The 13,908-nt window shown below is 44.7% G+C and carries 8 protein-coding genes; all 8 read left to right on the forward strand.

Annotated features, from left to right (window positions below; translation table 11 throughout):
- Positions 1–110 precede the first annotated feature (110 nt).
- The 8 genes from JW799_RS09815 (at position 111) to JW799_RS09850 (ending at position 13,803) form a co-directional block, all read left to right on the forward strand.
- Positions 111–1,835: an S-layer homology domain-containing protein gene (locus JW799_RS09815; protein ID WP_205429565.1), complete on the forward strand. Its 1,725-nt coding sequence runs from the start codon at positions 111–113 to the stop codon at positions 1,833–1,835.
- A 58-nt stretch (positions 1,836–1,893) separates the two neighbouring features.
- Positions 1,894–3,207 carry a hypothetical protein gene (locus JW799_RS09820; RefSeq protein ID WP_205429568.1) on the forward strand — a complete coding sequence of 438 codons (1,314 nt, stop codon included), beginning with the start codon at positions 1,894–1,896 and terminating at the stop codon, positions 3,205–3,207.
- A 3-nt stretch (positions 3,208–3,210) separates the two neighbouring features.
- A complete protein-coding gene (locus tag JW799_RS09825) occupies positions 3,211–3,741 on the forward strand; it encodes a hypothetical protein (protein ID WP_205429570.1) in 531 nt (176 codons plus the stop codon).
- A gap of 38 nt (positions 3,742–3,779) precedes the next feature.
- Positions 3,780–4,583: an ankyrin repeat domain-containing protein gene (locus JW799_RS09830; protein WP_205429572.1), complete on the forward strand. Its 804-nt coding sequence runs from the start codon at positions 3,780–3,782 to the stop codon at positions 4,581–4,583.
- Between the two features lie 366 nt (positions 4,584–4,949).
- Positions 4,950–8,204 (forward strand): helicase-related protein, encoded by a 3,255-nt coding sequence (locus JW799_RS09835; RefSeq protein ID WP_205429575.1) that lies wholly within the window; start codon positions 4,950–4,952, stop codon positions 8,202–8,204.
- Positions 8,201–8,860, forward strand: a complete 660-nt coding sequence (locus tag JW799_RS09840; protein WP_240353217.1) for a DUF4391 domain-containing protein — start codon at positions 8,201–8,203, stop codon at positions 8,858–8,860. Before JW799_RS09835 ends, JW799_RS09840 begins: the two co-directional genes overlap by 4 nt.
- 14 nt (positions 8,861–8,874) lie before the next feature.
- Complete coding sequence (locus JW799_RS09845; RefSeq protein WP_205429578.1) at positions 8,875–10,737, forward strand: site-specific DNA-methyltransferase; 1,863 nt, start codon at positions 8,875–8,877, stop codon at positions 10,735–10,737.
- Between the two features lie 15 nt (positions 10,738–10,752).
- Entirely contained in the window at positions 10,753–13,803 is a 3,051-nt protein-coding gene (locus tag JW799_RS09850) for a type III restriction-modification system endonuclease (protein ID WP_205429580.1), read from the forward strand.
- Positions 13,804–13,908 lie beyond the last annotated feature (105 nt).

Consider the following 13,908-nt stretch of genomic DNA (forward strand, 5'->3'; position numbering starts at 1 on the left):
CAATTTGCACCGGCGAGAGGGAGGGCGTCACCAACAAAAATATTAGAGAAAATCTTAATTTCATCGAAAGCCACCTAATTCAATGACAATCAACAGGAGGAGAAGAGCCTATGTCAGTGAAGAAAATTACTTCTTTGTTCATCACAGCATTAATATTGTTCAGTATGTTCGGAACGGCATCGGCGGCATTGCCTGGGTACGGCGAAGAATTGCAGAATGCACCATCCAGTACATCGACCGTTACCTTTACAGACGTACCGACTACGCATTGGGCGAGCAAATACATATCGGAAATGGCATCCCGGAAAGTCCTCGAAGGTTACCCGGATGGCAAGTTCAGACCGGAAAATCAGGTATCCAGAGCGGAATTTGCCACAATTATTGTTAAAGCATCCGGATTACAGGCGAAGAAAGTAAACTATTCTTCATTTTCGGATGTCAAAACGACGGATTGGTACTCTCCATTTATTGAGGCTGTTAAAGATTATATGACGGGCTATCGTACCGCCGACGGGAGCTACATTTTCAACCCGACAGCCCCGGCATTACGTGAAGATATCACGGTCGCACTTGTAAAACTCAAGGGATACGACGTTTCCCGCCTTGCGAACCGGAGTATTATTGAGGCCATGTTCAAGGACTATGCAGGTATTTCCGAAGCCGCCAAGGATTACGTTGCTGTTGCTGTTGAAAATGGGCTCGTATCCGGGTATCAGGACGAAACATTCCGTCCGCAGGCTTCGATAACCCGTGCTGAGGCCGCTACATTGCTCTGGAGAGCTTATCAATACGGTAATGATAACAAAAGTGTTGGCGGCGGAAATCAAACGACCACAACAACGCCTACGCCGCCGGTAACGCAACCGACTTCACCGACAACGCAACAACCACCCCTGCCAGTGAAGTTTAGCGTGGATACCTTGGTGGGCGGACTCGGGAAAGGCCAAATCGATGGGCCAGTCAGACAAGCAAAAATTTCCGAAGTTCAAAGTATGGTTATCGATAAGGATAACAACATTTTCTTTCTTGATGGGGACGACAGGAACTTTTTGAAAATACGCAAATTCAACAATGCCAATGGTACAGTGGAAACAAAGACCATTGACCGGACATTCGATTGGGATTATATCGCCGATGATAAAACAGTAACGCATCTGGATTACAGCAAGTTCAAACCGCAAAAGCTGGCATACAACGGAGCCAGCAATAAAGTTTATGTGGGTGGTACTAACCATATCGACATCATCTATGAACTGTCTCCCGTTGTTCAAGTAGCCACATATAGCAGTGATAGCAATGGCAAGTTTGACTTTATCGGGTTTGATAATCATCAATCGTTGACGTTCGGCGTGAGCTATTATGGCAATGGCAGCACAAAGATATTTCAGGGAGAGAAGGGTGGACAAGCTTCCTCTTTAGCCAATAGCAAAGAATCGACAGGCGTTGATCTCTTGCCTCGTTCCATAGATGACCTGTATCGAACCATGTCAGATGCGATCATTGCAGAACAGGCAATCTATACATTGAACACCTATAACAAATCCCTCTCAAAGGTTCAGCTTTATCCTCGTAAAGTCGAAACCATTGCGACTTTCAACAATATCGAGTTTGACTGTCTGGTCGCACATGAAGGCAAATTCTATGTAGCCAGCGGAACTACTATTTATGAAATCGGACTGGACGGCAGCCGCTCGATCTACCTAGACGGAAAAGACCTGACCTACAATGACGGCAACCCGATCAATAAAATCAGCCAGTTGAGTTTCGACAGCAATGGCAACGTTATTGTCTACGACGACGACAACAAAGCAATCCGTCGAATCAATCTTGTATGACAGCAGGGAGCCGCGTGCTCCCTTCCCCTTTTCATACGATGCAAGAGGAGGGAACTACTTGGGTAACAGCTATTATTGCAAGAAGTGCCGAGCTGACCACGAAATAATGAGCCAAGTTGGCGTCCGGCATCTTCATCATACCCTTTCCGAAAAAGATGTCGCCAACTTCGTTAATTTAGCTACAACCGTACCGACTTACGAGGTAATCAGTAATGGTATTCCGGGGGTATTTGAAGGGACTGATGCATTCGTTCGAGAAGTTGCCATCGCACAGACGCTTCAGCAGAAATTTCCGAATGTCGATGCTTTCAAGACGGATGAAGGCTTGAAGGAATGGTTGACGGAGCAGTTGCAGGGAAGCAACAACGCCGCCGCCAATGCACTGAGCCGCATTCAGGGTGACGCGGCGGGAGAAGTGGATTTCATCCGCGAAATGCAGGGCAATCTCCGCAATCTCTTCACGAAAATCGATTTCCCGCGTAATGCGGACGGCAGGATTGTCAGCAATAATCCCGGCATTGATGCTATTGAGATTAACCGTTTCACCGGAGATATTGTAAGGGAATATCAAGTCAAGACGCTCCGTTCCGCAGACAGCATCAACGAGACGCTAAAGGATTTTCTGAACAACGATCACTACAAGCCTACAACCGTGCTTGTCGGGCCGCAGGAATTGATAGATCGTGCCCGTGAAATGGGTATCCCGAATCCGACAAAGGCAATGGGTACGCTTCAAGACAATATGGATTCCGCACATGAATTAAGCAACAAGATCCTGCATGGGCAACTTGCAATTGGCATGACACCAGTTTCCGTGGCAGGGGAAATGTTGAACGGAGCGGCCATTGGAGCAGTCGTCTCAGTCACCGTATCAGGTCTCATAACATATCTGCAATACAAGTCCGGAAAGATCACCTTTGACCAGATGAAAATGAAAATCGCAAATAACGGTTTGAAAGGAGCAATCACCGGAGGGGCACTGGCTGGCTTATCACTGTTCATTCCAGGCGGCATCATCGGCGTTGGCGTCGGTTTCGTGGTCGGCACAACGCTTCGCCGGTTGCTGGATGAAGCATATGGCGATGGCATGTTTGGCGGCGTTCTGGAGACGACCAAGGCCGTGCATGCTAACGTGAAGCTGTTAAACAGAGGCACGGTTTACATAGCACAACTTACGGAGATAAACGGGCAGACTTTGGCGAGGGCCGTTTCAACGGTGGATGACATGATTGCCGACCGCGTACAGGCCGACAATATCTACACCAAACTGGAGCGGGATACCAAAAACGGTATGCGGATTGATTACGGTAGAAACGCAGACAGTATTTTATCCCGACTGGATATGTTGCGAGATCGAATGCGGGGGGAATAACGTATGACACAAAAAGACGTAAATACACCAAATCTTCCGAGTAAACGGCAAGTAGACGAAGCGATTAGAGAAAATCCCCGGCTTGTCGATCAAAATCAGGTAAAGGCTATTGTACAACAATCCCTTTCTCAGCTTTCATCCATTGAGCACCGACTGGATCAGCTCGAAAATCAGGGAGTGATCGGGCGTGTCATTGGCTCTATAACCGGTTCCACGAATAAGGAAATGATCGCTCTCATGAGAGACTTGACGCAGGCCCAGCAGACGACGATCAAGCTTGTCCTGACGTTGGCCATCTACCACGCCCAAAACGTTACCGTCATGGATGAAATCTTGGGCGAGTTGGACAAGGCTAAAGGCTTACATACCCGGACAGCATCGCACATCGAATTCCTCTATGATCAAGTGCAGATGATTCGAGACACGCACCGACCAAAGAATAAGCAGTTGGCCGGAAGGCTGGCTATGTTGGCCGCAGGATTTCTCGTAGCGGTGTCCGTGATGACATATCTGTTTTGGAACCAATTCCTTTAAGTTGTCCCGTTTGATTAAACAGCCGAGGAGATGAAAACGTGTTTTGCACGAATTGCGGACACAAGTATCTTGAAGATGAAAACTTCTGTGCTCAATGCGGAAAACCTGTAAACCGGGGTAATATATCCGGGAATGATCAACCGCAGAGCATGCGTCAACGTCAAGAAGTACCAAGGAAAAGGGTCCGATTCATTATTTCGGTTGCAGTATGCAGTCTGCTGATGACGGTCGGACTGACAGCAGGCATGTTTTACATTGCGGATAAAATTGAGCCATCCAAGCCGCCTTTACGGCCAATTGTAACGAGCGGCGAGACTTCAACCAAACCATGGGAAAACTTGGTGCCGGCAGAAGTATCGTATAAGGATAAATTCGACAGTGCAGATGAATTGACCCAAGCGGCATTCCAAAACAATAGCAATGATGTCGCTAATTTATTGGCCGACGGAGCCGACCCTACTCAATCCAATGCCATATTAGTGGCTGCCGGAAACAAAAATATGAAAATCATGGAGCTTCTATTGAAACACGGAGCCAATCCCAACTACATGAGAGCAGGAAAAACGGCTTTGAATTACGCTGTAGAAAATGATGATATTGAAATGGCCAAGTTTCTCCTGGATTCGGGTGCCGATCCAAATGTAAGTACTGAATCGGCGATATGGAAAGCAGTGGAAAAAGCTTCAACCAAAATGGTCAAAATATTGCTGGACTATGGTGCCGATCCGAATCGAACTATCGTCAACAATAAATATTTGCTACAATTCGCCAAGGAATCTGGACTGACAGAGATAGCTGACTTGTTAAAAAATGCTGGAGCAAAAGAGAGCAAACGGGGTTAGATATACGATAAATATGGCTGGGTTTTACATTACGGGCTGAACTTGATGGTTCGGCTTTTTCTGTGTTACGTTACAATTCATCAAGATTAACGATATATAGAATATTGATTAGCCGACAGTAACCATTCATCGATTGATTTTGTGGACTTTTGGCTTGTTTCATTGGGATTCTTGCCCTGAGTAAGGCGGTGCTGAGGCCGAAACATCCATTTTTTCAAGTTTACCACCCAATTCACGTTACAAAAGTCATCATCGAACAATATATTTCCTCAAATAGGAAATCAGAACTACTTCAAACAAGGAATTTCAGCGGGGGATGTCGAATAGGAAAAGTTGCGTGGTTTCGGACGGAACAAGAGGTGAACTATGGAAATCATTAATAATATCGACAATCTTCTCGGCGAAAATTTGAAACTTGAGGTTCGCAAAGGCAGCAAAGTATCGATTGCTGCATCGTGCTTTTCCATTTATGCATATGAAGCCTTAATGAAAGAACTGAATCAGGTGGAAGAAGTCCGGTTCATTTTCACCTCCCCCACTTTTATTGCGGATAGCATAAAAAAGGAGAAGCGGGAATTTTACATCCCGAAACGGAACCGGGAAAAAAGCTTGTATGGCACCGAATTTGAAATCCGGCTCAAAAACGAATTGACGCTCAAAGCAATTGCAAAAGAATGCAGCGACTGGATTCGCAAGAAAGTCACGTTCAAATCGAACCGTACTTCAGGTTCAATGCAAGGCATGCTGAATGTGCAGACTGCAAACGAGCCGATCACCTATATGCCGATCGATGGCTTTACGACCGTTGATCTTGGTTATGAAAAGGGCAATGCACTCTCCAAGATGGTGAACAAGTTCACGGAAGCTCCATTTACCAATATGTATTTCGATCTGTTCGATCAGGTATGGAATGACAAAAGCAAGCTTGAAGATGTCACGAACCAAGTTGTGGAGCATATTTCATCGGTGTATAAAGAGAACTCTCCGGAGTTCATCTACTATGTCATTTTGTACAATATTTTCAACGAGTTCCTATCGGACATCACAGAAGACATATTGCCCAACGAAGCAACTGGATTCAAAGAGACGGAAATCTGGAAACGTCTCTATCACTTCCAGAAAGACGCGGTTCTTGGTGCGATTAATAAACTGGAAAAATACAATGGATGCATCCTGGCAGACAGCGTCGGTCTGGGAAAAACATTTACGGCTCTTGGTATCATTAAATACTATGAACTTCGCAACAAATCCGTGTTGTTGCTATGTCCCAAGAAGCTCGGCGACAACTGGCTTACATATAAACAGAACGTGACCAACAACATCCTGTATGCCGACCGTTTCCGCTATGATGTACTCTACCATACGGACATATCGCGGGAAAGAGGCAAATCAAACGATATCCCGCTTGACCGATTGAATTGGGGCAATTACGATCTGCTCGTCATTGATGAGTCACATAACTTCCGTAACAACGAAGCCAAGAAAGATAAAGAGACGCGGTATCAGAAGCTGATGCGGAAAGTGCTGAAAAGCGGCGTGAAAACGAAAGTGCTCATGCTCTCCGCTACTCCGGTGAACAACAAGTTCATGGATCTTCGCAACCAGCTTGCCTTGGCTTATGAAGGAAATCCAGAGGAAATCAACAGCAAGTTGGGGACGGAGCGGGGGATCAACGACATCTTCAAACGAGCCCAGTCCGCGTTTAACCAGTGGTCTAAGATGGATGTTGCTGAGCGGACAACGGAGACGCTTCTTGGTATGCTCGACTTCGACTTTTTTGAGCTGCTGGACAGCTTGACGATCGCCCGATCACGCAAGCATATCCAGAAGTATTACAAAGCAGAGGAGATCGGCGAGTTCCCAAGGAGGCTACCGCCTCTCTCCAAGTTTTGCGATTTGACCGACAGGACCGATGTGATCGGGTATAATGATATTTTTATAGAGTTGTCCAGAATCAATCTCGGCATCTATGCACCATTCAAATACATTCAGCCGAGCCGATTGCGTTTCTATGAAGAGTTGTATGACACCAGCGTAAGGGGCGGGAGCGGGAACTTCAGGCAGATGGATCGTGAAGGAAGCTTGCAGCTCTTGATGCGTATTAACCTGCTGAAACGCCTGGAAAGTTCGGTGGAGTCGTTCCGATTGACCCTTTCCAAGATTGTCTCCAAACTCGATCAGACGCTTCAGCAAATCGAAGCGTTTGAGAGAAGCGGGAAATCCGACGCTGTAGGCTATACCGATATTGAGGATGCCAATCTTGACGATGACGATTGGCTGGACGATGATTTCAGCATCGGGGATACGATCAAGATCAATTTGTCCGATATGGATGTTCTTCGTTGGAAAGAAGATTTGACGAATGACCGCAACATTCTTTCCGCCTTGCTGACCGAAATGCAGAAAGTAACGCCTGAACACGATGCGAAGCTAAACACATTAAAGCAGGTTATTGATCATAAAATCAATCATCCGATCAATCCCGGCAACCGCAAAGTCATCATTTTCAGTGCGTTCACGGATACCGCGGCGTACTTGTACACACATTTATCTGCGTACATGAAGGCGAAGTACAATATCGATACGGCAAAAATTGTCGGCAGCGATGAGAACAAAAACACCGCAGGTTTGCGGAATGTTATCAGCACATTGCTCACTTGCTTCTCGCCTCGATCCAAGGAAAAGCATTTGACCATGCCCGATGTCAAAGGCGAGATTGACCTGCTCATTGCTTCCGATTGTATTTCTGAGGGTCAAAACTTGCAAGATTGTGACTATCTGATCAATTATGATATTCACTGGAACCCAGTGAGGATTATTCAACGATTTGGCCGAATAGACAGGATCGGTTCGCAGAACAAAGAAATTCAATTGGTGAATTTCTGGCCCAACATGACGCTGGATGAATACATTCAGTTAAAAGAACGGGTCGAGAATCGCATGGTCATCATGGACATGACAGCAACCGGCGATGATAACGTTCTGTTCAATCAATCCAGCGATCTGGAGTATCGGAAACAACAGCTTCAGCGATTACAGAAGGAAGTCGTCGATCTCGACGATATGAACACAGGTGTCTCCATCACCGATTTGGGGCTTAACGATTTCCGCATGGATTTGGTGAACTATGTCAAGGAGAACGGAGAACTTGATACCGTTCCGAGCGGACTGCATGCGGTTGTGGCTGCTGACGAAGAGAAGGGAGCAAAGCCCGGCGTCATCTTTGTTCTTCGCAACGTCAATGAGGAACTGAATCCCGACAAGCAGAACCGGCTACATCCCTTCTATCTCGTCTACATGAGCGAAGATGGTGAAGTCGTCACCAATCATATGGATGTCAAAAAGACATTGGATATCCTGCGAGCTCTATGCAGAGGGCAATCCGAACCAATGATGGAGGCTTGCCGCAGCTTCAACCAAGCGACGAAAGACGGCAAAAAGATGGACATGTATTCCATGTTGTTGGAAGAAACGATTCGCTCGATTGTTCAGGTGAAAGAAGAAAACGATCTGGATAGCTTGTTCTCTTCGGGAGGTACGACAGCATTGATTGACTCGATTAAGGGGCTTGAGGACTTTGAACTCCTCACCTTTGTCGTCATCAGGCAGGTGCATGCATGATGTTTCAATTGCCTTCAAGCACGCTTGTAAACCGTAAAATTCCGAAAAGCAAATTTTATGAGAAGTTGCAAGCAAATCATCACCTCAAAGAACTGTTTACTGAACAAGTCGAATCGATCATCTGGAAGCACAAGCTCTCCAAAGACACGATTCGACTTGAACCGAAAGAAGATATTGAAGAATTTCAGATATTCGAGATTCATTTGAAGGAGCAAACATACTCCCTTGACTTGCTGCGGAGTATAGATAAGGCGATCCCTTATCCCATTCTGCATGTTTTGATATATGATGGTCAGGCCAAGCTCGCCATCGCATATAAAGAGCGAAATCAGACCGACGACAATCGGTCTGTCATTCGTTCCTACCATGAGACGGACTGGCAGCCGGTGAAGAGTATCGAGCTGAACATCTTTCAAGGACTTGATCTGAAGGCTGTTTACGAGAACATCATCCGTCAACTGCTTCCCATTAAGATGAAGCCGGAAATTGAACTTTCAGCGGTTTTGGAGCGACAAGCCCATATTGATAAGCTTACGCAAGAATGCCAACGGCTAGAGTCCAAACTGCGGGCTGAAAAACAATTCAACAAGAAGGTTGAATTGAACATGGAACTACAACGGAAACGAAAAGAACTGAAACAACTACTCGATGAGTAATCGGAGGCGTACTTATGAAAAAATTGACGATGAAGTCAGTCGATTTGACTCAAGTCAATATCGACAAGATTGCAGAGTTGTTCCCCAACGTGATTACCGAAGCCAGAGATGAAAAAGGAAAAATCAAGCGTGCGGTCGATTTTGATTTGTTGAAGCAGGAACTTTCCGATGTTCTTGTCGAGGGTGAAAAAGAACGATATCAGCTTACTTGGCCTGGAAAAAAACAAGCGATCCTTAATGCGAACACACCTATTGACAAAACATTGCGTCCGGTTAAGGAAGATAGCGTTGATTGGGACAACACACAGAATTTGTATATAGAAGGTGACAACCTTGAAGTGTTGAAACTTCTTCAAGAGTCGTATTTGAATAAGGTAAAAATGATCTATATTGATCCACCATATAATACTGGGAATGACTTTATTTATAAGGATGACTTCAAAGAGCCTACTGAAGAATATCTAGAAGAGTCGGGTCAGATTGATGAAAACGGAATAAGATTAGTGCCGAATCCAAATTCTAATGGCCGATTCCATAGTGATTGGATGACAATGATATATTCCAGGTTAAAAATAGCAAGAAATTTGTTACGTGATGATGGTGTAATCTTTATTAGTATTGATGACAATGAAGTAGATAATTTAAAAAAGATATGTGACGATATATTCGGGGCGGATAATTTCATAGAGAAAATCGTATGGAAAAACAAGTATGGATCGGGTGCGTTGACCAAAGGGTTTGCAAATGTCCATGAGTATATATTATGTTACTCAAAAAATCCGCTTGTAAATATAGAAGCTCCATTAGATGAAGAGTCAATTAAAGAGTATGAAAAAAATAAGGATTCTAAGTATGAAACTAGAGGTGGATACATCACTCAACCTTTAGCAACTAACAGTAAAGATGATAGACCGAATCTAGTTTATCCATTGCTTCACAATGGTATAGAAATATGGCCTGAAAAGCAATGGATCTGGTCAAAAGAGAGGCTTTATAAAGCTTATGAAAATGATGAAATCGTAATTAATTATTCGAATGGAAAATATAGCGTCCGTATGAAACAATATTTAAAAGATGAGAATGGGAATGTAAGAAAAGGAAAGCCTGTTTCCATCCTTAATGGGCCTTTTAACCAAGAGGGGACCAAGGAGATAAAGGAATTATTTGATGGAATCGATCCGTTTGGGTTTCCAAAGCCATCGAAATTAATAGAGTATTTCTTTAGTTTCTCAATAAACAATTTGGATGACAGGGATGGTATTTACCTAGACTTTTTTTCGGGATCGGCAACCTCTGCTCATGCTGTAATGAATCTGAATGCGAAGGATGGTGGGAGTAGAAAATATATATTGGTTCAATTGCCTGAGATAAATAAAACAAATAGTAAATTTGACAATATATGCGAGCTTGGCAAAGAACGCATTCGCCGTGCTGCAAAAAAAATTAAAGAAGAAACTGGAGCAGACATCGATTACGGCTTCCGGGTATTCCGCGTGGATTCATCGAACATGAAGGACGTTTACTACACACCGGACAAGCTAAAACAGGGTGACATGTTCGATCTTGCATCCAATATCAAAGAAGATCGTACCGGGGAAGATTTGCTAATCCAGGTCATGCTGGAACTCGGCCTTGAGCTTTCGTTGCCTATGGAAACGAAGCAGCTTGAAGGGAAGATCGTTCATTACGTCGCTGGAAACTCATTAATCGCATGTTTTGAAGACAACGTGCCGGAATCTGTTATTAAACAAATTGCAGCGGAAAAACCGCTTCGGGTTGTATTCCGCGATAGTTCCTTTGAAGATGATTCCGCACGCATCAATGTAGAAGAATTGTTCAAGATGCTCTCTCCGGGCACAGAAATTCAAGTGCTGTAAGGTGGTGAGCTCAAATTGAAGATCAAATTCAAACATCAGCAGTTTCAGTTGGACGCCGTAAAAAGTATCGTGGATTGCTTCGAGGGGCAACCGAATGAGTTGTCCCGATTTACTCTTGACCGAGGCAGAAGACAAAAGCCTGAACAAATGGTCATGGATGATGTCGCGAATGCCGAACAAGCGAATATCGGTTTCAAGAACAATGCCATTCAATTGATTGATCAGGAAATCTTGAAAAACATTCAAACGGTGCAACGGAAGAACGGTCTGAAAATATCCGAGAAGCTTGAGAACAAATATAATCTGACGATCGAAATGGAAACCGGGACAGGCAAAACCTATACGTACATCCGTACAATGTTCGAACTGTACCAAAAGTACGGATGGAGCAAATTTATTGTCGTTGTTCCTTCTATCGCTATTCGTGAAGGTGTGCTCAAGACGTTCCAGATCACGGAAGATCACTTTATGTCCGAATACGGGACGAAGGCACGATACTTTGTGTATAACTCAAAGCAATTGCACCATATCGAGAAATTTGCCAGCGACGCCGGGATCAATGTTATGATCATCAACTCGCAAGCCTTTAATGCGAGAGGGAAAGATGCAAGACGGATTTATATGGAATTGGATGACTTCAACAGCCGCAAACCGATTGACGTACTGGCGAGCACACATCCGATTCTGATCATCGACGAGCCACAATCCGTCGAAGGTAAGAAAACGAAAGAATCGCTGAAGGCTTTCAATCCGCTTTTTACGCTACGTTATTCGGCGACGCATCGTGAAGATTACAACAAAGTGTACCGGCTCGACGCTTTGGATGCATACAACAAAAAGCTGGTGAAAAAGATCAGCGTGAAGGGGATTTCGGCCAAAGGAACAAGCGGCACGGACAGCTATCTGTATCTGGAAGGCATCGATGTGAGCACGAAGCAGGCTCCGGTTGCCCGGCTGGAATTCGAAGTGAAGACAAAAACGGGTCTTGCCAGAAAGACGCATAAAATCAGACAAAATGATGATATATACCAATTATCCGGTGAGCTTGAGCAGTACAAGGGATATAAAGTGTCCGAAATTAATGGACAAAATAACAGCATTAGCTTTATAAACGGCGTAACTTTATACGCTGGTGACGTACAGGGGGATGTAGGAGAACTGCATTTCCGCCGTATTCAGATTCGGGAAACGATCAAGTCCCATTTTGAAAAAGAACGTGCGTTGTTTCATCAAGGGATTAAAGTATTATCGCTCTTTTTCATCGATGAAGTGGCGAAATACCGGCAATATGACAAAGATGGTTCGGAATTAAATGGCATCTATGCAGATATGTTTGAGGAAGAATACACGACCTTGCTCAATGAGCAATTGTCGCTGTTTGCCGATGATCCATACATTCAGTATTTGAATCGGATACAGGTGAAAGAAACGCATAAGGGTTATTTCTCGATCGATAAGAAAAGCAACCGTTATGTCGATCCGAAGGTATCGGCTAGAGAGACCGACTCCGATGATGCAGATGCGTATGACCTGATTATGCGGGATAAAGAACGATTGCTAAGTTTTGCGGAACCAACCCGGTTTATCTTCTCCCACTCTGCTCTTAAGGAAGGTTGGGATAATCCGAATGTGTTCCAGATTTGCACGCTGAAACATAGCGATTCCACCATCAAGAAACGTCAGGAAGTTGGGCGTGGACTGCGGCTTTGTGTCAATCAGAACGGGGAACGTATGGATTCAAGCGTACCGGGTATCGACATTCATGAGATTAATGTGTTGACCGTCATTGCCAGTGAGTCGTACGAGCAATTTGCGAAACAGCTGCAAAATGAAATCGCCGAAACGCTGTCCGATCGTCCACGCAAAGCAGATCGCGACTTCTTCCTGGATAAGGTGTTGAAGAATGCACGCGGCGAGCAATTGAAATTAGAAGATACCTTAGCAAGCAAGTTACTGTACACGTTCATTAAAAATGATTATGTGGATGATCAGTACAATTTGACGGATGTTTATTTTAACGCTGTAGAAAACCAGAGTCTCACACTTCCTGAGGAATTGACGGACTTTCAGGAACCGTTGGTCGAATTGGTGAAGTCGATTTATGTAGAGGGCAAATCGAATCTGGCAGATAATGAACGGAGTCGCAATATTGCTTCCGTTACGGTCAATAACAATTTTTATAAAAAGGAATTTCAAGAGCTCTGGAACCAAATTAATCGGAAGTCCGTTTATACTGTCAAATTCGACTCCGAGGAACTTGTGAAGAAGTGTATATGGGCTTTGGACAGTCATTTACAAGTGCCTGCGATCCGATATGCGATCAGGCATGGCGAAATGAATCGAATTGAGTCCCAGCAACAGCTAAAGTCGGGGGAAGCCTTTCAGACGCGAGAAACCAAAACAGAGCTTGTGGAAGTGAAACCGGAATTTCGGGTGAAATATGATCTGGTCGGAAAGCTGATGGACGAAACGCGGCTGACGAGAAAAACGATCGTGGCCATTTTAACGGGAATCAAAGAAGCCACATTCCTGCAATTCCGCAAAAACCCGGAGGAATTCATGCTTCGTGCCGCCAAGCTGATCAACGAGCAGAAAGCGACGACGATTATTGAATCCATCACTTATGATGTTCTCAATGATAAATTCGAAGCGGACGTATTTACGAAAAACACATTATCCGGGAAACTGGGGGAAAATGCGATTCCGGTTGAGAAGCACGTTTATGACTATGTAGTTACGGATTCTAAGATCGAGCGTGCTTTTGCTAAAGAGCTTGATGTCAGCAATGAAGTCCGGGTGTACGCCAAGCTGCCGCGGGGATTTTTCATCCCGACGCCAATGGGCAATTACAATCCGGACTGGGCGATTGTTTTCAAGGAAGGCGATGTGAAGCACATTTACTTCATCGCGGAGACGAAAGGCTCCATGGAATCCATGGAACTCCGTGAAGTGGAGAAGGCGAAGATTGAATGTGCCCGGAAACACTTTGCTAAGCTGAATACAGGACAGCTGAAGTACGATGTTGTCAACAATTATGAGAAGTTGCTGGAGATCGTCAAGGGGTAAAAAAATGGGGAGGGGATGAATTAATACTCCATCCTCTTCCCATTTACATTTTCTTGCGTTTGGCACCCCCATTATGGTAAAATGTTGACAAAAACGAAAGGAGGG

This window comes from Cohnella algarum (assembly GCF_016937515.1).
GTDB lineage: Bacteria > Bacillota > Bacilli > Paenibacillales > Paenibacillaceae > Cohnella > Cohnella algarum.

Bases quoted from the DNA above. Each gene is read 5' to 3' on its own strand.
- JW799_RS09845 (WP_205429578.1), top strand. From the start codon at position 8,875: ATGAAAAAATTGACGATGAAGTCAGTCGATTTGACTCAAGTCAATATC.
- JW799_RS09840 (WP_240353217.1), top strand. From the start codon at position 8,201: ATGATGTTTCAATTGCCTTCAAGCACGCTTGTAAACCGTAAAATTCCG.
- JW799_RS09835 (WP_205429575.1), top strand. From the start codon at position 4,950: ATGGAAATCATTAATAATATCGACAATCTTCTCGGCGAAAATTTGAAA.
- JW799_RS09815 (WP_205429565.1), top strand. From the start codon at position 111: ATGTCAGTGAAGAAAATTACTTCTTTGTTCATCACAGCATTAATATTG.
- JW799_RS09825 (WP_205429570.1), top strand. From the start codon at position 3,211: ATGACACAAAAAGACGTAAATACACCAAATCTTCCGAGTAAACGGCAA.